Raw genomic sequence first — 20,544 nt, 5'->3', positions numbered from 1 at the left:
GGAGCCCCCCGGCAAATGATCAGCCGACAAGCCCCCTCACCCAGCGCCGATAGCGCCAGGTGCGAACCTGCGTATCCAGCTGCTGCTCCAGCAGCGCCAGCGCCGGCGCGACATTCGGGTTGGCCAGCTTGCCGAGGCTCAGGCGGCGCAGTTGGTGCTTCACCATCGCCATGTAGCCGATCGACGCCAGCACCTTGTTCTTCCAGGTGATGGGCCTGAGCATGGGCGCGCTTGCCTGCCCCGCCCGCCAATCCCTGGGCAGGTTGGGGTCGATGGCCAGCGCGGTGCCCATGCCGACCATGTCGATGCCGCTGTCCAGGACCTGCTCGGCCACCGGCAGCCGGCGCACGCCGCCGGTGACCATGACCGGCATCTTTGCAACGGACGAGATGTCCTTGGCGAACTCCAGGAAATAGGCCTCCCGGGCCAGGGTGCGGCCGTCGCGGGCCTGGCCGTGCATCGCCGGCGCTTCGTAGCTGCCGCCGGACAGCTCGATCAGGTCCACGCCCAGCGGGTTGAGCAGCGCGACCACCTGCTTCGCATCGTCCGTGCTGAACCCGCCGCGCTGGAAGTCGGCCGAGTTGAGCTTCACCGACACGGCGAACCCGGGGCCCACGGCTGAGCGGACTTCCCTGACCACGTCGAGCAGCAGCCGGGCGCGGTTCTCCAGCGCCCCGCCCCACTGGTCCGTGCGCTTGTTGGTGATCGGCGAGAGGAACTGGCTGATCAGGTAACCGTGTGCGGCATGGATCTGCACGCCGGTGAAGCCGAAGCGTTCGGCGAGCACGGCCGTCCTGACGAAGCGCGCCTTGACGTCAGCGATGTCCGCCTCGGTCATCGCCCGCGGCGGTATGAACTGTTTGGAGAAGTTGCCCAGGTCCATGGGGACTTCCGAGGGCGCGATGGTGTCCTGCTTCAGGGCCGCGGGCATCTGCCGGCCCGGATGGTTGATCTGCATCCACACCTGCCCGCCGTGGGAGCGGGCGGCTTGCGCCCAGGCCCGGAAGCGCTCGCCGAAGCGCTCGGACTCCAGCACCACCCCGCCCGGCCCGGTCATGGCGCGGCGGTCGATCATGACGTTGCCGGTGATCATCAGCCCGACCTCCCCTTCGGCCCAGGTGCGGTAGAGGCGGATCAGGGCGTCCGAGGGCGCATGGTCCTTGTCCGCCATGTTTTCTTCCATGGCGGCTTTGGCGAGACGGTTGGAAATGACGGCCCCATTGGGCAGGGTCAACGCAGTGAACACTGTCATCACAGGCTCCAGGATTGGCGACTGCCGCACCGTAACCTTTAAGTCAACTTTAATGTCAAGGGTGTTTTCGCGTTCCGTGCCAACCACTCGGAATCCGGGATTGCAGGGGCTTGACCTTAAAGTTCAGTTAAAGGTTAGGGTTCGCCGGCAAGCTGCTGGCCAGCGTGCCGCAAGCCCCACGTCTAACCCTGGAGAGAGTGAACAGTGAAACTCGGAAGTGTTGCCGCGATAGCCGGACTTTTCGTCAATGCCCTTGCAGCCTCCGCATGGGCCGAGGTTCCAGCGACCGAAAGCACGATGATCGACATCGCCGGCCATGAAGTGCCTGTGGTGAAAGGCGGGTTGTACGACCGCTACCGTTCGAACCCGCCCCTCTCGGTGATCGCCGCCGAGGCGCCGGACGTCGACCTGAGCTGGTTCAAGGGGCTCGCCAAGACGAAGGTGGACATAGGCTTCGAATCCTACTCGCCGAACTTCTACTACAAGAACAGCCGGGTCACCGCCGTCTACACGGCGGACATCGACAAACTGAGGGAGCTGATACCCGCCAAGGTCCTGGAAAAGGTGCAGCCCCTGCAGGTCTGGCCGGGGCGCGGCCTGGTGGCATTCACCGCCTACTCCTATCACTACTGCGACAACGACAGCTACAACGAAGTCGCCCTTTCCATCATCACCAACAAGCCTGGCCGCTCGAACCTCGGCCCCCTCACGCTGGTTGGCCAGTCGCTGTCCAAGGATTATTGGGGGTACGTGCTCAAGCTCCCGGTGAACACCGAACTCGCAAGGGTTCGTGGCGTGGTTGGCTACAACCTGCCGAAGTGGCTGACCGGCATCGACGTCACGGAGGATGCGCACAAGGTGACCTACGACATCGTCGATAGCCGGACAGGCAAGGTGGATGTGGTGTTCCAGGCGGCCAAGCTTGCCGAACTTTCGCAGAAGGACGAGTTGGTGACCAACAGCTTCACCAATACCGACCGGAACGGCGAGCTGACCTATGGCTACGCGGTGTCGCGCCAGCTCAGCCATGCCTCCAGCAGCGACGGGGATTCGGCGCGGCTGATCCTCGGCGACGGCGAGCTTTCCAGCTACATCAAGTCGCTGAAGCTCGGAAAGATGCTGAAGTACGAGTACGTCCCGCAGTTCCAGAGCGCGCTTTATGCGCCCAAGCCGCTGGGCGCGCTTGTCGGCAAGAACTGACCAGGCGTAGGGCGGATAACCGTTCGCGGTTATCCGCCGTTTGACCTTGACCCCCGGCGCGCCGCGGATTCCATCCGCGATCGCGGACAAGGTCCGCTCCTACGAAAAGCCGTGCTCGCCTGCAACGTAGGAGCAACTGTCTTGCGCCGAGGTGCTCTTCGTAGGATGGGTTGAGCTTGCGAAACCCATGCGGTTGCGCCGATGGGTATCGCTTCGCTCAACGCCATCCTACGAAAAACCGTGCTTCCTGGAACGTAAGCGGACTCTGTCCGCGATTCGGCGAATAACGCCGTAGGCGGAGAAACAACCGGGAGCTCCGATGGCTCACTCGGCAGAAACGCTACCGACCTTGGCCTGCCTACGGACCGGCATTGCCACACTGCCCTCCTCCCGCAGCCGCTCCAGCACCCGCTGGGTGTTGTCTGCGCACTGCATCCCTTCCGGCTTGCTCTCGATGCTCTCGATGGCCACCAGCAACTGCGCCTTGTTCTGCTCCAGGCGCTTCTGCAACACCTCGATCTCGCCCACCTTGCGCCTGAGGCCCTCCAGCAGTTCGCCATGCTGCCAGCCACTGGCGTTCAACGGCAGCAAGGGACGGATCTCCTCCAGCGAGAAGCCCGCGCTCTGGGCGCCGGTGATGATCTCCAGGATCACCAGCGTCTCCGGCGCGTAGTCGCGGTAGCCATTGGCCTTGCGCTCGACCGAGTTGATCAGGCCGCTGGCCTCGTAGAAACGAATGCGCGAAGGCGCCAGCCCACTGAGCTTCGCCAGCTCTCCAATTCTCATGCCGCACCCTCGAAAAAGCGTTGACCTTAAAGCTTACTTTAAACCTACAGTGATTGGACGGCCAAGCGATGGGGCGTTCACGCGGTGTCGCATCGCTGGTCACCGAACTCCACCTCACACAGGAGATGCGAACATGGGATACGTCACCACGAAGGACGGCGTCGAGATCTTCTACAAAGACTGGGGCCCCCGCGATGCCCAGGTGATCCACTTCCACCATGGTTGGCCGCTGAGCGCCGACGACTGGGATGCCCAGATGCTCTTCTTCCTGGCCAACGGCTTCCGCGTCGTCGCCCACGACCGCCGAGGGCATGGGCGTTCGAGCCAGGTGTGGGACGGCCACGACATGGACCACTACGCCGACGACGTGGCCGCGGTGGTCGATCATCTCGGCACCCGGGGCGCGGTTCACGTCGGCCACTCCACCGGCGGCGGCGAAGTCGTCCACTACATCGCCCGCCATGGCGAGGACCGTGTTTCCAAGGCCGCCATCATCAGCGCCGTCCCACCGCTGATGGTGAAGACCGACAGCAACCCCGGCGGCCTGCCCAAGGCGGTTTTCGACGACCTGCAGGCCCAGCTCGCGGCCAACCGCGCACAGTTCTACTACGACGTGCCCGCAGGCCCCTTCTACGGCTACAACCGTCCAGGCGCGAAGCCTTCGCAAGGCATCATCTGGAACTGGTGGCGCCAGGGCATGATGGGCTGCGCCAAGGCCCACTACGACGGCATAGTCGCGTTCTCGCAAACGGACTTCACCGAGGACCTGAAGAAAATCACCATCCCGGTCCTGGTGATGCATGGCGACGACGACCAGATCGTCCCCTATGAGGATTCGGGCCTGCTCTCGGCGAAGCTGCTTCGCAACGGCACGCTGAAGACCTACTCAGGCTTCCCCCACGGGATGCCGACCACCGAAGCCGATACGATCAACGCCGACCTGCTCGCCTTCATCCGCGGCTGACGAGCCCGGGAGCCAGGTGCGCCTATCCTGGCTCCCCTTCTTTCCTGGCCGATCAGATCGGCCATTTCCACGCTGCGTCAATGCTTATACCGAGGTTCGCAATATGAACGCGCCCAACATTCCTTCCCAGATGACAGCCATTGAGATCAGCCGCCCGGGAGGACCGGATGTTCTGGTCCCGGTCCAGCGGCCCACTCCCCGCCCGAGCGAAAGGGAAGTGCTGATCAAGGTGCATGCCGCCGGTGTGAATGGGCCCGACGTCCTCCAGCGCAAAGGCCTCTATGCTCCGCCGCCTGGCGCCTCGGATATTCCCGGGCTGGAAATATCCGGCGAAATCGTGGCGCTGGGCGCCGAGGTAAGCAATTTCGCCATCGGTGACAAAGTGATGGCCCTGGTTCCCGGTGGCGGCTATGCCCAGTACGCCGTTGCAGACGAGCGCACCACCCTCCATCTGCCCGAGGGCTTGAGCCTGGAAGAAGCGGCGGCCTTGCCGGAAACCTTCATGACCGTCTGGACCAACCTGTTCCAGCGAGGGCAGTTCAAGGCCGGGGAAACGGTGCTGATCCATGGCGGCGCTTCCGGCATTGGCACAACGGCCACCATGCTGGCCAGGGCTTTCGGCGCCTCGCAGATTTTCACCACGGTGAAGAACGAGGAACAGCAGGCTGCCAGCCGGTCTCTGGGCTCGGATCACCCCATCGACTACACCCGGCAGGATTTCGTGGCAGAGGTCCTGCGCGAGACCGGGGGACGAGGTGTCGACGTGGTGGTCGACATCATCGGCGGGGACTACGTCGATCGAAACTTCCAGGCAGCGGCCATGAACGGCCGCATCGTTCAGATCGGGCTGGTCAAGGGGCCCGCGGCTACCGTCAATTACTTCCAGATGCTGGTGAAGCGCCTGACGCATATCGGCTCGACCCTGCGTTCTCGAAGCCACGACGAGAAAAAGGCGATCATCGATGAGCTCGAGAGCCAGGTCTGGCCCCATGTCCGCAAGGGCGAGGTCAAGCCCCTGGTTTTCAAGGTCTTCGGCCTGACGCAGGCAAGTGCAGCCCATGAGTTGATGGACTCGGGCCTGCATATCGGCAAGATCGTTCTCGCAAGCCAGCCTTGACGATCCGACCGGCTCGCCATGAAACCTCGGCGAGGCCGGTCTCCCCGCTATCTCCTTTTCCCTGCATCTCATAGCGACGCCGTTTCCCGGAGCCTGCGCGGGAAAGACCAGGGGCCAGCGAACTGGGTGTCGCTGGCCGCTCCGCAAGGAGCGGCCAGCGCCGTCACCGGCCGAGCGAACCTTTACAGCGAAGCCGCAGCCTTCTCGATCGACCGCGCCACCGCATCGGGGTGCGAGACCATCACCACGTGGGAGGCGCCGCGGACCACTTCGACGTCTTTCGCGTGGGCCCGCTGCGCCATGAAGGCCAGGGCCTGCGGGGGGATGTTGCGGTCCTGGTCGCCGTAGACGAACCACGAGGGAATGCGCTGCCAGGCGGCGGCGCCGGCCTTCTCGTTCAGCGCGGCCTCGGTGACCGGGCGCTGGGCGGCGGCCATCAGCTTGGCCTGCGCGGCGGGCACGTCGGCGGCGAACTGGTCGTGGAACTTGTCCTGCTGGATGTACAGGTCCTTGCCGCCGCCGGCGAGCGTCACCGGCGGCGCCAGGGTCGGGCCGAGGGTGCTGCCGGGGAACTTGCCGGCCAGGTCCGCGGCGCTCTCCCCCGCCTCGGGGGCGAAGGCGGCGACGTAGACCAGCGCCTTGACGTTGCCGGCGTCGCTGGCCGCGGCGCTGATGACGTTGCCGCCGTAGGAGTGCCCGACCAGCACCACCGGCGTCTTCAGGCTGGCGAGGATGTTGGCCACGTAGGCGCCGTCGCTGGCGACGCCGCGCAGCGGGTTGGCGGCGGCCACCACGGTGTAGCCGTCGTGTTCGAGGATGCGCGTCACGCCGTTCCAGCTGGAGGCGTCGGCGAAGGCACCGTGGACCAGCACCACGGTGGGTTTCGCGGCGGCGGACGCGCCAGCGGCCATGAGCAGGCCGGCGGCGCAGGCCAGGGCACCGAGGGTTGTTTTCATCGGGGTTCTCCTTGCAGGGGAATGAGGCCGGGGCGCGCGGCCCCGGCCGGTGGTGGGGAATCGGCGCTAGGGCGCGTAGCGGGTGAACACCAGGTCATGGTTCTTCACCCGCGCCTGGTGGCAGGCGTAGCAGGTCTGGTGCTGCGCCTCGTCGGCCGGCTTGCCGTCGATGAAGCGGGCGAAGCCCCAGCCGCCGGTGGCCGCGTACTTCTTCGAGTCCTTGACCATGAACTGCACGGTGGTGGCCGCGCCGGGGATCGAGGCCGGCTCGAACTCCGGCGACTGCACGTGCTTCCAGGCCAGCTTGGCGAGCACGCTGCCGTCGGGGAACGGCAGCTTGCCCGCGCGGTAGGCCCGCATGGCGATGTCGTTGCCGAGTACGGCGCGCAACTCGTTCAGCGGCGCCGCTTCCTGCGCCGGGGCGACCAGCTGCCAGTTGCGGTAGCCCTCGGGCATGCGCACGCCGTAGATCGGCGAGGCTTCCGCGGCGGGCGCCGGGTCGGCGCTGGCGCCGCTGGCCAGGGCAAGCGCCAGGAGCGTCGCGGCGAGTGCGGTGAGTCTGGGTGTCATGGCTGCGCTCCGCTCACAGGTGGTCGGCGTCGACCACCGCCTGGACGAAGGCCTGCGGCGCCTCCTGCGGCAGGTTGTGGCCGATGCCGCCCTTGATCAGGCGGTACTCGTATTTGCCGCTGAAGCGCTTGGCGTAGGCCTCGGCCGGCGGGTGCGGCGCGCCGTTGGCGTCGCCTTCGAGGGTGATGGTCGGCACGCCGATCGTGGGGAAGGCCGCCAGGCGCTTCTCCAGTTCCGCGTAGCGCGCCTCGCCCTCGGCCAGGCCCAGGCGCCAGCGGTAGTTGTGGATGGCGATGGGGCCCTGGTCGGGGTTGTCCAGCGCCGCCGCGCTGCGCGCGAAGGTGGCGTCGTCGAAGTTCCACTTGGGCGAGGCCAACTGCCAGATCAGCCTGGCGAACTCGTGGCGGTACTTGTCGTAGCCTTCGCGGCCGCGCTCGGTGGCGAAGTAGAACTGGTACCACCACTGCAGTTCGGCGCTGGGCGGCAGCGGCGCCTTGCCCGCCGCCTGACTGCCGATCAGGTAGCCGCTGACCGAGACCAGGGCCTTCACCCGCTCCGGCCACAGCGCCGCGACTATGTCGGCCGAGCGCGCGCCCCAGTCGTAGCCGGCGAGCACCGCGCGCTTGATCTTCAGCGCGTCCATGAAGTCGACGACGTCCACCGCCAGGGCCGCCGGCTCGCCGTTGCGCAGCGTCTTGGCGGAAAGGAAGCGGGTGTCGCCATAGCCGCGGGCATAGGGGATGAGCACGTGGTAGCCCTTGGCCGCCAGCTGCGGCGCCACTTCGCTGTAGCTGTGGATGTCGTAGGGCCAGCCGTGCAGCAGGATGACCGCCGGGCCGTCGGCGGGGCCGGCTTCGGCGTAGGCAACCTTCAGCAGCCCGGCGTCCACGTGGCGCAGCGCGCCGAAGGCGTCGTCCGCGGCCTGCACCAGCGGGGCGGCGAGGTTCGCCAGGGCGAATGCGAGCACCGGGGCGCCCAGGGCTTTGTACTTGAACGGGTTCATCAGGGGTTCTCCCTTGCTGTGTGCCGGGAATCGGCGGGACTTCGGTCTAGCGCTCGGCCAGCGAGGCGCGCTGCGGGCGGAAGGCCTCGCGCAGCTCCTCGCTGAACAGCTGCGGTTGCTCCCAGGCGGCGAAGTGGCCGCCCTTGCCCACCGCGTGGAAGTAGTCCAGCGAGGGATAGGCGCGCTGCGCCCAGCTCTTCGGCGCGCGGTAGATTTCGCCGGGGAACACGCTGATGGCTACCGGCACCTTGATCTGCGCGGTCTTCTGCGCGGCGGCGCTGAAATTGTTGTTGTTGTTTTCCCAGTAGAAGCGCGAGGACGAGGCGCCGGTGTTGGTCAGCCAGTAGAGGGAGATGTCGTCGAGCATCTCGTCGCGGCTGAGCACGCGCTCCGGCTCGCCGCCGCTGTCGGTCCAGGCGGCGAACTTCTCGTACATCCAGGCGGCCATGCCGGCCGGCGAGTCGGCCAGGGAATAGCCGATGGTCTGCGGCCGCGTCACCATCATCGCGCCGTAGGCGGCGTTACGGCCGAAGAAGGTGCTCAGCGCCTGGTAGGCGGCGCGCTCGTCGGCGGACAGGCCGCTGGGCGCCGGGTCGCCGCTGTTGATCGGCTTGACCAGCTCCGCCGGGATGGTCGCCGGCATGTTCAGGTGGATGGCCAGCAACCCGGGCGGCGCCAGGCGGCCCAGGGCGTCGGAGATCACCGAGCCATGGTCGCCGCCCTGGGATACGTACTGCCGGTAGCCCAGGCGCTTCATCAGCACGTCCCAGGCCCGGGCCACCCGGTCGGGGTTCCAGCCCAGCTCGGTCGGCTTGCCGGAGAAGCCGTGCCCGGGGATCGCCGGGATCACCACGTCGAAGGCGTCCTCGGCCTTGCCGCCGTAGGCGGTGGGGTCGGTCAGCGGGCCGATGGTCTTGAGGAACTCCAGCGGCGAGCCGGGCCAGCCGTGGGTGAGGATCAGCGGCATGGCGTGGGGCTGGCGGGAGCGCACGTGGATGAACTGGATGTCCACGCCGTCGATGCGGGTGACGAACTGCGGCAGGGCGTTGAGCTTCGCCTCGGCCTTGCGCCAGTCGTAGCCGTTGCCCCAGTAGTCGACCAGCGCCTTCAGCCTGGCCAGTTGCACGCCCTGGGAGGCATCGGCGACGGTTTCCTTGTCCGGCCAGCGGGTGGCGGCGATGCGTCGGCGCAGGTCGTCCAGTTGCGCCTGGGGCACCTCGATGCGGTACGGCCGCACGCTGTCGTCCTCGCTCGCCGTGGCGTTGGCGGACGCGACCAGGGCCAGCGGCGCCAGGTGCGCGTGGCTGCCGCCGAGCAGGAACAGGCCGACGGCGCCGGCCAGGAGCGAACGGGTGAACAGGTGCTGAGTCTTCCGTGGGTGCGATGCTGCGAGCATGGTCGATCTCCTTGAGTGGGGGCCGGGGCGTGGACGCAATCGTTCGCCCTCGGCGAAGCGCGAACCTGGCCACTGTCGGTCGCGCCCGCCCCGCTTCGGAGGCGCTGCGCAACCTGTGGCATCGATCAGAACAAAGGACGCCGGGCCTGGGGATTGCACGAAGGTGTCGGTCGATACCTTCGTATCGTTGGCCCGCCGGCGCCGGGGCGCTGCGGCCACGCCGGCCTGGCGTGGCCGCAGCGGGCTCGCTCAGGCGAGCGAGAGCGCGACGTCGATGTTGCCGCGAGTGGCTTTCGAATAGGGGCAGGTCTGGTGGGCTGTCTCGATCAGGTCCAGGGCCGCATCCCGCTCCAGCCCCGGCAGGCTGACCTGCAGGCGCGCCCGCAGGAAGTAGCCTTCGCCGCCCTGGCACAGCTCCACCTCGGCGTCGATGGCCAGGTTCGCCGGCAGGGCGATCTTCTTCCGCCGCGCGGCGAGGCCCAGCGCGCCTTCGAAGCAGGCCGACCAGCCGGCGGCGAACAACTGCTCCGGATTGGTGCCGGTGCCCGGCGTGCCGGGCAGCGAATGGCGGATGTCCAGGCGCCCGTCGTCGCTGCGCGAGGTGCCGCCGTCGCGGGCCCCGGTGGTGTGGACCCTGGCGGTGTAGAGAACGGTTTCGGTGGTCATGGCTGCCTCCTGGCATGTGCTCGTGCATACCGGGTTCGGTATGTGCCGCCGATCAGAGCAGAGGCTGGCCGCCGGGGACGATTGCACGAAGGTATCGAGCGCCCCCGCGCAGCCCCCTGCCCCGTCAACGGCGGCGCTTTCGCCCAGCCGACACCAAGGTATGATGGGCAGCTCCGCCAAGGTGGCGCATGCTCGCGAAACGGCTACCGCCGAGAGAGGATCGGTATGCACAACGAACCCGGCCCTGTCGTCGACAGGCTGCCCGGCCTGGCCTGGACCGCCGCTGCCGACGGCCGGGTCGACTCCGTCAACCGCCCCTGGTGCGCGTACACCGGCCACTGCGCCGACGCGGCGCTGGGCGATGGCTGGCAGTCGGTGGTGCACCCCGACGACCTGCCGGCGCTGATCCAACGCTGGACCGCCATCCTTCACACAGGCCAGGCGCAGGACATGCAGGCGCGCCTGCGGCGTTTCGACGGCGCCTACCGGCGCTTCCTGCTGCGCGTCGAGCGCCTCGACGCCGCCGCCGGCACCTGGTGCGGCCTGGCCATCGACATCGAGGACCTCGGCCCGGGCCCGGCGACCACCAGCACCCCGGCCCTGGACGCGCTCATCGACAGCATCCCCGGCTTCGTCTGGCGCACCGCGCCCGACGGCAGCGTCGAATTCCTCAACCAGCGCTGGTTCGACTACACCGGCATGACCCCCGACGAGGCTCGCGGCGTCGGCTGGATGAACGCCGTGCACCCGAGCGACGCGCCGGCGCTGGGCGCCTACTGGCAGGGCCTGCTGGCTGCGGGGCTTGCGGGCGAGTTCGAGGCCCGCCTGCGGCGCTTCGACGGCAGCTACCGCTGGTTCCTGATCCACGCCGTGCCGCAGCGCGACGAAGCCGGCCGCGTGCTCAAGTGGTACGGCGGCAACACCGACATCGACGCACGCAAGCGCGCCGAGCTGCTGCTGGCCGGCGAGAAACGCCTGCACAGCCTGATGGCCGGCGCCGCCGCCCTGCCCCTGGTGCTCGAAGCGCTGTGCCAACTGGTAGAAGCCAGCCTCGACGACTGCCTGTGCGGCATTACCCTGGTCGCGCCCCGCCGCAGCCGCCGCGCCGTGCAGGCACCGGGCGAACTGCGCCTGCAACCCGGCGCCGGCCCCGGGCTGCCGCCGGACCTCATGGCCAGCGACGGCCAGGCGGTGGACGCCGGCAGCAGCCCTGAATCCCTGGTCGTGCTCGGCGGCGAAACCCTGGTGGTGGCCGACCTCTCCGCCGAAACGCGCTGGCCCGCCTGGTGCGCCGCCGCCCTGGCCCACGGCCTGCGGGCGAGCTGGGCGACGCCGGTGATCGCCACCGGCGGCGAAGTGAGCGGCGTCCTCTCGCTGTTCTTCCGCCACGCCTGGCAGCCCGACGAGGCGCAGCGCAACCGCATCGCGCAGTTCAGCCAACTGGCCAGCATCGCCATCGAGCGTGCCCGCGGCGAGGCCGCGCTCAAGCAGAGCGAGGCCTTCCTCGCCAAGGCCCAGCGCATCAGCCTGACCGGCACCTTCTCCTGGCACGTGGACAACGACGAGATCGCCTGGTCCGACGAGATCTACCGCCTGCTCGACCTGGACCCGGGCCTGACGCCGAGCTTCGAGCTGGTCTATTCGCGGGTCCACCCCGACGACCTCTCCCGCCTCGACGAGGTGTTCCAGCGCCAGCGCCACGCCGCCCGCGACTTCGAACACGAGCACCGGCTGCTGCTGCCCGGCGGCGTGGTCCGCCACGTGCACATCGTGGCCCAGGCGATGCGCGACGCCGACGGCGCCCTGGAATACATCGCCGCCGTGCAGGACGTCACCCAGCGCCGCCTTGCCGACGAAGCCCTGGGCCGGGTCCGCGCCGAGCTGGCGCACGTGGCCCGGGTCGCCAGCCTGGGGGCGCTCACCGCGTCCATCGCCCATGAAGTCAACCAGCCGCTGGCCGGCATCATCACCAACGCCAACACCTGCCTGCGCATGCTCGGCGCCACCCCGCCCAACGTCGATGGCGCCCGCGAGACTGCGCGGCGCACCATCCGCGACGGCAACCGCGCGGCCGACGTGATCAAGCGCCTGCGCGCGCTGTTCGCCAAGGACGGGGTGGCCAGCGAGCCGGTAGACCTCAACGCGGCGGCCCGGGAAGTGCTCGCCATGCTGCAGAACGAACTGCAGCGCAACGGCGTGGCCGTGCTGCCGCAGTTCAACGAGCAGCTGCCGCCCGTGCCCGGCGACCGCGTGCAGCTGCAGCAGGTGATCCTCAACCTGATCATCAACGCCATGGACGCCCTGGCCGAGGTGCACGGCCGCCCGCGGCAGTTGCGCATCAGCAGCGGCTACGACCTGGACTCCAGCGTGTTCCTGGCGGTGCGCGACAACGGCAACGGCTTCCCCCCGCAGGACGCCCACCGGCTGTTCGACGCCTTCTACACCACCAAGCGCGCCGGCATGGGCATCGGCCTGCTGGTCAGCCGCTCCATCATCGAACACCATGCCGGGCGGATCTGGGCCACGGCCCACGACGGCCCCGGCGCGACCTTCATCTTTTCCATCCCGCTGCCGGCCGCCGACGCCGACGACGACCACGCCAGGGGGAACGCCCGATGACCACGCCTTTGCTCGTGTCGCTGGTGGATGACGACGAGTCCGTGCGCGAATCGCTGCCGGACCTGCTGCGCGAGTTCGGCTTCGCCGTGCAGGCCTTCGCCTCGGCGCCGGCCTTCCTCGACTCGGACTGCCTCGCGCAGACGCGCTGCCTGATCCTCGACGTGGCCATGCCGGAAATGTCCGGGCCGGAGCTGCAGAAGGAACTGGCCCGGCGCGGCTGGCGCATCCCCATCATCTTCATCACCGCCCATGGCGACGCGGCCACCCGTCCGCGCCTGATCGCCCAGGGCGCCGTGGATTGCCTGCTGAAGCCCTTCAGCGAGGCGGAACTGCTCAAGGCGCTCAGCGCCGCGCTACCGGTCGGCTGACGCCGCAGGCCACCAGGAGAACCAGGCATGTTGAACGCTGTCCCTGCCCCCCAGGGGGGAACCCGGCCACAGGCCGACGCCACGCCGCTGGTCTACGTGGTCGACGACGACGTCTCGGTGCGCGAGTCGCTGGAACTGCTGATCCGCTTCGCCGGCTGGCAACCGGTGTTGTTCGATTCCGCCCGGGCCTTCCTCGACCAGCCCGCGGCCCTGGTGCCCAGTTGCCTGGTCCTGGACGTCAACCTGCCCGACCTCAATGGGCTGGACCTGCAGCGCAGCGTGGCCGGCGAGCGCCCGGCCATGCCGATCATCTTCATCACCGGCTACGGCGACGTGCCGCTCACGGTGCGCGCGATGAAGGCCGGCGCGGTGGAATTCCTCACCAAGCCCTTCGACGACGACACCCTGCTGCGCGCCATCGCCGAGGCCCTGGCGCACAGCCGCGTGGCCCTGCAGCAGCAGGAAAGGCTGCGCACCCTGCGCGCCGCCTACGCCAGCCTCACGCCGCGCGAACGGGACGTGCTGCGCATGGTGGTCGCCGGGCGCCTGAACAAGCAGGTGGCCGCCGACCTGGGCATCAGCGAGATCACCGTGAAGGCCCACCGCGGCCGGGCCATGCGCAAGATGAAGGCGCGCTCGCTGCCGGACCTGGTGAAGATGGCGGCGCTGCTGGAGATCGCCTCCGACGGCGAGCGCTGAGGCGCCCTCGCCGCCCGGGCTCAGGCCGGGACCGACAGCGGCCGCCGGCAGCCCAGCCAGACGAGCACGGCCGCCAGCAACTGGCTGCCGGCGAAGAAGCCGAACAGTTCCTGCGTGCTCCAACTGGCATCGAGCAGCACCCCCGCGATGGCCGGTGACAGGATCGCCCCCAGGCGCCCGGTCGCCAGCACCAGGCCCACGCCGCTGGTGCGAGCCGCGGTGAGGAAGGCCTGGGGCGCGAGGATGAAGAGCGCCGCGATGGCGCCATTGAGCGACAGCCCCGCGCCGAAGCCCACGGCGATGGCCAGCGACGAGACGCGGCTGGCCGGCACCAGCAGCGTCATCAGCACGGCATTGAGCAGCAGCAGGCCCAGCAACAGCTGGCGGCCCCCTGCGCGATTCGCCGCCAGGCCCACCAGCAAGGCGCCGAGCATGCCGCCGAGGCCCAGCAACAGCCCGCCGGTGGAGCCCTGCTTTTCGGAAAAGCCGTTGTGCAGCATCAGCGTCGGCGTCCAGCTCATCACGAAGTAATAGCCGAACATGAGCAGCAACAGCCCCAGGGCCAGCGAAAGGGTCAGCTGCCACTGGCCGGGGGCGAACAGCTGCCGGTATTCCGCGCCTCGCGATGGCCGTGCCCCTTCATTCGGTTGCCGGTCGAGGGCCAGGAATTCCGGCGACTCGCGCAGCCAGAGCGCACCCGCCGCCACGGCCGCGAGCGTGACCACGCCGCCGGCTAGAAACACGTAGCGCCAGCCGAGCCACTCGTTGAACAGGTGGGCCAGCAGGCCGCCCAGGCTCACGCCCAGCGCGAAGGCGAGGGATTGCAGGGCGATGGCCAGGCTACGCCGATGCGCCCCGGTGTACTCATGGGCCAGCACATTGGCGCCCACCAGCACCGCGCCGGTGCCGACGCCGGTCAGCATGCGCAGAAGCATCAGCACCTGGTGGTTCGGGCTGCAGAACGACAGCAGCATGCTGACGCCGCTGAGGGAAAGGCCCGCCAGCAGCAAGGGCCGGCGCCCGTAGCGGTCCGCCCGGGGGCTGATGAACGAGCCGCAGGCCATGCCCACCAGGCTGGCGCTGAGCAGCGCGCCGAGCTGGGTCGCACTCAGCCCCCACTCCGTCGACACGCTGCCGCCGGTGAAGGCCATGGCCATTGCATCCAGGCCGTCGATCACGTTGAAGAGCATGCACAGGCCGACGACGCCCCACGGGGGCGGGGCCATTGCAGCATTGTTGTTCATAGCCTTGGGCACGCAGCCTGTTTCCTTTTTGACGCGCGGTTCGAAGCGCTGCTCGGCCATACCCTTGCGTGCATACCTAAGTATCGACCGACACCATCGTGCAATCGCCGAAGCGACACCCGGGTGCTTTGATCGATCTGCGCAAGCGGCGCCGAATGCAGGGCCGGAAGCATATTACGTCCCGGCCGCTACAGACAGGGCCCCGCGCCTCGAACCCCACCCCACCGGGTTCCGCCAGGAACCTTTCCAAGGAGAGCCCCCAGATGTTCCTGCATCTATCGACCTGGGCCGAGATCGGCCAGTTTCTCGAACGCAGCCGCACCATCGTCATCCCCATCGGCTCCAACGAACAGCACGGCCCCACCGGCCTGCTGGGCACCGACTGGATGTGCCCGGAGATCATCGCCGGCGAAGCGCAGAAGCTGGCGGACATCCTCATCGCCCCGACCTTCAACATCGGCATGGCCCAGCACCACCTGGGCTTCCCCGGCACCATCTCGCTGCGGCCCTCGACCTTCATGGCCGCCATTGGCGACTGGGTGCGCTCGCTGGCCGGCCACGGCTTCGAGAAAATCTTCTTTCTCAATGGCCACGGCGGCAACATCGCCTCGATCGAAGCGGCCTTCTCGGAACTCTATGCCGAAGCGAGTTTCGCCCGGCGCCGCGCCGGCTTCGCCCTGAAGCTGTGCAACTGGTGGGACCTGGAAGGCGTCGATGCCCTGGCGCGGGAGCAGTTCCCCACGGGCCACGGCATCCATGCCACGCCCACCGAGGTCGCCGTGACCCAGTGGGCCTATCCGGACTTCATCAAGTCCGCCGAGTATTCGCCACGGATCGCCAACTGGGGCCCCATCCGCGAAGCGCTCGACTTCCGCGCGCGCCACCCGGACGGCCGCATGGGCTCGGACCCGGCGCAAGCCTCCATCGAAAAGGGCCGGCAACTGGTGGCCCTGGCCGCCCAGGGCCTGGTGCAAGAGGTCCAGGCCTTCGGCGACGAGTCGATACCGGGCTAGATCCGCTGCGAACCGGCCGCGCGCCCATGGATGGGCGCGCGGCTTTTTTCTATAGGCTGCAGAAGCGGCAACGGCCGCTTCTGCCCCGGGCGCTAGCCCTGGCCCAGCCGTTCGATGGCGCTTGCCACGCCCGCGCCGTACGCCGGGTCCGCCTTGCTGCAGTTATCGATATGCCGCTGCTTGGTCTGCGCCGAGGCGCCCTGGATCGAACGCGCGGTATTGTCGAACAGTGCCTGTTGCTGCTCGAAGGTCATCAGGCGGAACAGCGCGCCGGGCTGGGAGAAATAGTCCTGGTCCTCGCGATGGTCCCAGTGGCCCGCGCTGCCTTGCAGCGCCAGCGGTGGTTCGCTGAAGTCCGGCTGCTCCTGCCATTGCCCGTAGCTGTTGGGCTCGTAGCCCAGGGTGCTGCCGGCGTTGCCGTCGGTGCGCATCTGCCCATCCCGGTGATAACTGTGGAACGGGCATTTCGGCGCGTTCACCGGAATCTGGTGATGGTTGACGCCCAGGCGGTAGCGCTGCGCATCGCCATAGGAGAACAGCCGCGCCTGCAGCATCTTGTCCGGCGAGAAGCCGATGCCGGGTACCACGTTGGCCGGGCTGAAGGCCGCCTGCTCCACCTCGGCGAAGTAGTTCGCGGGATTGCGGTTGAGTTCGAGAACGCCGACTTCGATCAGCGGGTAATCGCCGTGCGGCCAGACCTTGGTCAGGTCGAAGGGGTTGATCGGGCAGGTCGCCGCGCCTGCCTCCGGCATGATCTGCACATACAGCGTCCAGCGCGGGAAGCGGCCTTCCTCGATGCTGCCATACAGGTCGCGCTGGGCGCTTTCGCGGTCCCGGCCGACCAGGGCTTCGGCCTGCTGGTCGGTGAGGTTCTCGATGCCCTGCTGGGTCTTCCAGGTGAACTTCACCCAGGAGCGCTCGTTCTGCGGGCTTATGAAGCTGAAGGTGTGGCTGCCGAAGCCGTGCATGTGCCGGTACGAGCGGGGCAGCCCGCGGTCGCTCATGACGATGGTGACCTGGTGCAGGGCTTCGGGCAGCAGGGTCCAGAAGTCCCAGTTGTTTTCGGCGCTGCGCAGATGGGTGCGCGGGTCGCGCTTGACCGCATGATTGAGGTCGGGGAACTTCAACGGATCGCGCAGGAAGAATACCGGCGTGTTATTGCCCACCAGGTCCCAGTTGCCCTGTTCGGTATAGAACTTTATGGCGAACCCGCGAATGTCACGCTCGGCATCGGCGGCGCCGCGTTCCCCGGCCACGGTGGAAAAGCGCACGAAAACTTCGGTGCTCTTGCCGATCTCGGAAAACAGCCGGGCCTTGGTATAACGGCTTATATCGTGGGTGACGGTGAAGGTTCCATAGGCGCCCGAGCCCTTGGCGTGCATGCGCCGCTCGGGAATCACCTCGCGGTCGAAGTGCGCGAGCTTTTCCAGCAGCCAGACGTCCTGCAGCAGCACCGGGCCCCTGGGGCCGGCGGTCTGCGAATTGTTGTTGTCGACCACCGGCGCACCAGCGGCTGTCGTGAGCTTTTTCATGGTTTTGTCCTGGATGATTGGCGCAATGAACAAACAAGGGGAAACGCCAACCCATCAAACCAAGTTATGCAACCGCCAACCATGATACGAAGGTGTCGCCCGGTAATAGGAAAGTTGTTCGAAGCCTTCCGGTGCCGGATAAAAAAGAATAAACAGGCGGGATATGAATACAGTGGCCAGTTAAGGTAAACAGTTCTGTTTCGTTATATAGGGCGCACTCTTCTGCAATGTGCAGAAGCGTGCGCCCTACCCGCCTCAGCCCAGCCGCTGGCGCAACTGCGCCAATTGGCGCATGTCCAGGCTGTCGAAGCCTTCGCTGAGCGCGCAGGCATCGAGCAACTGCGCCGCTTCCGCGTTGCGCCCCTGCTCCAGGTGCAGCTTCGCGCGATCCATGCCCGCGCGCAGCTCCCAGGCCCGCGCGCCCTGCTGGCGAGCGAGGGCCAGCGACTCGTCGAGCACGGCATCGACCGCCGCGGCGCCCTCGCCCAGCGCCTTGAGCACCTGGGCCTGCAAGCGCAGCAGTTCCGGCAGGGCGAAGGCGTCGCCGCTGCGCCGGCAGTGCTGGACGCTGCGCTGGATCACCGCCAGGGCCCGCGCGTATTGCCCATCGAGGATCAGGCCTTCGGCCAGGGAAATCTCGAACGAGGTGGTCAGCAGCTCGTAGCGCATGCCCTGCAGCCGCGACAGGCTCTCCTCCAGCAGCGGCACCGCGTCGCCGGGCTGCTCGCGGCGGATGGCGATGGCCCCGCGCAGGCCCAGCGAGGCCGCCACGTACGGGGCGAAGGCATTGGCGTGGGCGATCTGGCTGAAGGCCTGCAGGCTCGCCTCGGCCTGCGCCAGGTCGCCGTTCCAGATGTGGATGCACAGCGTCCACACCAGGGCGATGCAGTAGGTGGCCGGGTGCTTCAGCTCCGCGGCCTCCGCCTCCACTTGCGTGGCGAGGCGCCGCGCCTGGTCCGGGAAGCCCAGCAGCCACAGCGTGCGCGCCAGCGCCAGGCCGGTGCGGTTGTGGTGGTCGAAGCCGTAGTGCAGGGTCCGGCTGCGCTCGGAGGGCAGGCTGTTGCGCAGCGAGCGCTCCAGTTCCTGGCGCGCCAGGCGCTGGTCGCCCAGCAGGTGGTGGGAAATCCCCGCCAGCGAGGCGGCGACGGCGATGGCCTCCGGCTCGCCCAGGCTGTCGCCGATCGCCAGCGCGCGCTCGGCCCAGGCCAGCGACGAGGCGAAGTCGCCGATGCGCTCGTAGAAGATCTGCAGGCGGCCCAGCAGGCGCAGCTGCGCCCAGCGGTCGTCCAGCGCCACGGCGATGTCCAGGGCCCGCAGCAAGGCGGTTTCCGCCGCGCCGCTGTTGCCGCGGGTGAACATCAGCACCAGGCCCAGCGCGGCCTGCAGCTCCATCTCCGTGGGCGTGCCGTGGTAGCCCAGCTCCAGCAGTTCGGTGGCGCGCGCGCACCAGGTGCGGCATTCCACCTGCAGCGAGAAGTGCAGGAACAGCGGCGCGCTGGCCGCCGCCAGGGGCAGCGCCAGGCCGGGATCGCCCTGGGGGCCGAAGCTCCATTCCAGGGCGCTGCGAATGTTGCCGAGCTGGCTGGCCAGGCGCGCGCAACCGTCGAAGATGTCTTCCGGCGAGCTGCCCAGGCCCTCCAGCAGCTTCAGGTAGAAAAGCGCATGGCGGAAGCCGAGGCTGTGCATCTCGGCCGCGCCGTGGGCCGGCAGCTTGTCGCGCACGTAGGCGCGGGTCATCTCCAGCAGGCGGTAGGTGACCGTCGTTTCGCTGCGGTCGACCGTCACCAGCCCCTTGGCGGCGAGTTCGTCCAGGGTGGCGGCGGCTTCCAGCTCGTCGATCCGGGCATCGGCGACGATCTGCGAGGCCGCCTGCAGCGAGAACGGCCCGACGAACACCGCCAGGCGGTCGAACACCAGGCGCTGCGGGGCGCTGAGCAGGTCGTAGCTCCAGTCGAGCATCGCCCGCAGCGTCTGGTGGCGCGGCTGCGCGGTGCGCCAGCCGGCCCAGCCGAGCGAGAAACGTTCGCCCAGCAGGGCGTGGGTGGCCTTGACGCCGTGGCTGGCAGCGCGCATCGCCGCCAGCTCGATCGGCAGCGCCATGCCGTCCAGGCGCCGGCACATGTCGGCGACCAGCTGGGCGTCGCCCTCCTCCAGCGCCAGCGAGGCGTTGCCGGCCTTCGCCCGTTCGACGAACAGCCGCAGCGCCGGGAATGCCAGCAGTTGCTCCAGGCTCAATCCCTCACTGTCGGCTGGAAAGCCCAGCGGCCCCAGCCAGTGCACCTGCTCGCCGCGCACCCGCAGCGGCTCGCGGCTGGTGGCCAGCAGCGCGACGCCGGGCGCGGCCTCGCCGATGCGCTCGGCAACGGCGGACACCGCGTCCACCAAGTGCTCGCAGTTGTCGATGATCAGCAGCAGCCGCTGCCCGCGCAGGTGGGCGAGCAGCACGAACAGCGGGTCCTCGACCTGCACGGGAATGCCCAGCGAGGCGGCCAGGGCGGAAGGCACCAGCGCCGCGTCCTCGACCTGCGCCAGGTCGACGAAGCGCACCGGCTCCAGGCGCTCGCCGGCGGCGCGGTGGCCCACCTCGACGGCCAGGCTGGTCTTGCCGACGCCGCCGGTGCCGACGATGGTGAACAGCCGCGGCTGCGCCAGACGCTCCAGCACCAGGGCGACGTCCGCTTCGCGGCCGAACAGCCTGGCCCGCGGCGGCAGGCCGCCCACGCTTTCGCCGAGCGGCGCCACGGGGGCGGCCGAAGGCGCTGCGTCCAGGGCCGGGCGCCGGCTAACCGGGGCGACGAAGGCGTAGCCGACGCCGACCTGGGTGGCGATGTAGCGCGCCCCCTGCTCGCCGTCGCCGAGGGCGCGGCGCAGGCTGTTCATGTGAAAGCGCAGGCTGCCCTCTTCCACCACTACATCGGGCCAGACGCGCTTGATCAGCTCACGCTTGGACAGCACCTGGCCCGGCTTCTCCAGCAGGGCGATAAGCAGGTCGAGGGCGCGGCCGCCGATCTCCACCGGCTCGCCGTCACGGGCGAGCAGGCGCTTGCCCGGCATGACGCGGAAGGGACCGAACTCGAGGGACGGGTCAAAGGAATCGTGCAATGCGTCCGTTACGGACTCCACGGGAAATTCTCTCGGGCTCGGAAATCCTACGAGGAT

17 protein-coding genes are annotated in these 20,544 nt (G+C 68.4%); 7 read left to right on the top strand and 10 right to left on the bottom strand.

What is annotated here, in order from left to right; genetic code table 11:
- Positions 1-19: 19 nt before the first annotated feature.
- Positions 20-1,252, bottom strand: a complete 1,233-nt coding sequence (locus tag QSJ95_RS03280; protein ID WP_267852772.1) for an NADH:flavin oxidoreductase/NADH oxidase family protein — start codon at positions 1,250-1,252, stop codon at positions 20-22.
- Positions 1,253-1,456: 204 nt separating this feature from the next.
- Here QSJ95_RS03280 and QSJ95_RS03275 point away from each other — a divergent pair, with 204 nt between their 5' ends.
- On the top strand, positions 1,457-2,452 hold the full coding sequence (locus tag QSJ95_RS03275; RefSeq protein ID WP_502945261.1) for an acetoacetate decarboxylase (ADC): 996 nt from the start codon (positions 1,457-1,459) through the stop codon (positions 2,450-2,452).
- A gap of 324 nt (positions 2,453-2,776) precedes the next feature.
- On the opposite strand, the gene QSJ95_RS03270 is transcribed toward QSJ95_RS03275, so the two are convergent.
- A complete protein-coding gene (locus QSJ95_RS03270) occupies positions 2,777-3,238 on the bottom strand; it encodes a MerR family transcriptional regulator (RefSeq protein WP_009621970.1) in 462 nt (153 codons plus the stop codon).
- A gap of 133 nt (positions 3,239-3,371) precedes the next feature.
- On the opposite strand from QSJ95_RS03270, the gene QSJ95_RS03265 reads away from it, so the two are divergent.
- Positions 3,372-4,202, top strand: a complete 831-nt coding sequence (locus tag QSJ95_RS03265) for an alpha/beta fold hydrolase (RefSeq protein ID WP_009621968.1) — start codon at positions 3,372-3,374, stop codon at positions 4,200-4,202.
- A 130-nt stretch (positions 4,203-4,332) separates the two neighbouring features.
- Complete coding sequence (locus QSJ95_RS03260) at positions 4,333-5,319, top strand: NAD(P)H-quinone oxidoreductase (protein ID WP_285640318.1); 987 nt, start codon at positions 4,333-4,335, stop codon at positions 5,317-5,319.
- A 182-nt stretch (positions 5,320-5,501) separates the two neighbouring features.
- On the opposite strand, the gene QSJ95_RS03255 is transcribed toward QSJ95_RS03260, so the two are convergent.
- The 5 genes from QSJ95_RS03255 to QSJ95_RS03235 all read right to left on the bottom strand — a co-directional run bounded on the left by QSJ95_RS03255 (position 5,502) and on the right by QSJ95_RS03235 (position 9,910).
- Positions 5,502-6,275, bottom strand: coding sequence for an alpha/beta fold hydrolase (locus QSJ95_RS03255; RefSeq protein ID WP_269963179.1), 774 nt, complete (start codon positions 6,273-6,275; stop codon positions 5,502-5,504).
- A gap of 66 nt (positions 6,276-6,341) precedes the next feature.
- A complete protein-coding gene (locus QSJ95_RS03250; protein ID WP_285640006.1) occupies positions 6,342-6,845 on the bottom strand; it encodes a cytochrome P460 family protein in 504 nt (167 codons plus the stop codon).
- A 13-nt stretch (positions 6,846-6,858) separates the two neighbouring features.
- Complete coding sequence (locus tag QSJ95_RS03245) at positions 6,859-7,848, bottom strand: alpha/beta fold hydrolase (protein WP_285640004.1); 990 nt, start codon at positions 7,846-7,848, stop codon at positions 6,859-6,861.
- Between the two features lie 46 nt (positions 7,849-7,894).
- On the bottom strand, positions 7,895-9,244 hold the full coding sequence (locus QSJ95_RS03240) for an epoxide hydrolase family protein (RefSeq protein ID WP_285640002.1): 1,350 nt from the start codon (positions 9,242-9,244) through the stop codon (positions 7,895-7,897).
- A 249-nt stretch (positions 9,245-9,493) separates the two neighbouring features.
- The gene (locus QSJ95_RS03235; protein ID WP_043272815.1) at positions 9,494-9,910 is read right to left on the bottom strand and encodes an organic hydroperoxide resistance protein; all 417 of its coding nucleotides are present in this window, start codon (positions 9,908-9,910) and stop codon (positions 9,494-9,496) included.
- Positions 9,911-10,135: 225 nt separating this feature from the next.
- Between QSJ95_RS03235 and QSJ95_RS03230 the strand changes: the two genes are divergently transcribed.
- Genes QSJ95_RS03230 through QSJ95_RS03220 form a run of 3 tightly spaced genes read left to right on the top strand, consistent with a single transcriptional unit; the run spans position 10,136 to position 13,596 of the window.
- Positions 10,136-12,529 carry a PAS domain-containing protein gene (locus QSJ95_RS03230; protein WP_285639999.1) on the top strand — a complete coding sequence of 798 codons (2,394 nt, stop codon included), beginning with the start codon at positions 10,136-10,138 and terminating at the stop codon, positions 12,527-12,529.
- Positions 12,526-12,897, top strand: a complete 372-nt coding sequence (locus QSJ95_RS03225; protein WP_009621952.1) for a response regulator — start codon at positions 12,526-12,528, stop codon at positions 12,895-12,897. The genes QSJ95_RS03230 and QSJ95_RS03225 overlap by 4 nt, the downstream gene beginning before the upstream one ends.
- 27 nt (positions 12,898-12,924) lie before the next feature.
- Positions 12,925-13,596, top strand: coding sequence for a response regulator transcription factor (locus QSJ95_RS03220; protein ID WP_285639996.1), 672 nt, complete (start codon positions 12,925-12,927; stop codon positions 13,594-13,596).
- A gap of 20 nt (positions 13,597-13,616) precedes the next feature.
- On the opposite strand, the gene QSJ95_RS03215 is transcribed toward QSJ95_RS03220, so the two are convergent.
- Complete coding sequence (locus tag QSJ95_RS03215; RefSeq protein WP_285639994.1) at positions 13,617-14,822, bottom strand: MFS transporter; 1,206 nt, start codon at positions 14,820-14,822, stop codon at positions 13,617-13,619.
- Between the two features lie 281 nt (positions 14,823-15,103).
- On the opposite strand from QSJ95_RS03215, the gene QSJ95_RS03210 reads away from it, so the two are divergent.
- Positions 15,104-15,853, top strand: coding sequence for a creatininase family protein (locus QSJ95_RS03210; RefSeq protein ID WP_043272820.1), 750 nt, complete (start codon positions 15,104-15,106; stop codon positions 15,851-15,853).
- A gap of 92 nt (positions 15,854-15,945) precedes the next feature.
- On the opposite strand, the gene QSJ95_RS03205 is transcribed toward QSJ95_RS03210, so the two are convergent.
- Both QSJ95_RS03205 and QSJ95_RS03200 read right to left on the bottom strand, forming a co-directional pair.
- Positions 15,946-17,385, bottom strand: coding sequence for a catalase (locus QSJ95_RS03205; protein ID WP_502945260.1), 1,440 nt, complete (start codon positions 17,383-17,385; stop codon positions 15,946-15,948).
- A gap of 255 nt (positions 17,386-17,640) precedes the next feature.
- Entirely contained in the window at positions 17,641-20,508 is a 2,868-nt protein-coding gene (locus QSJ95_RS03200) for an ATP-binding protein (protein ID WP_285639991.1), read from the bottom strand.
- Positions 20,509-20,544: the final 36 nt, after the last annotated feature.

The organism is Pseudomonas sp. NBRC 100443 (assembly GCF_030268185.1).
Lineage (GTDB): Bacteria > Pseudomonadota > Gammaproteobacteria > Pseudomonadales > Pseudomonadaceae > Pseudomonas > Pseudomonas citronellolis.
Note: the sequence above shows the minus strand (reverse complement) of the source record. Positions and strands in the feature narration are given on the sequence as shown.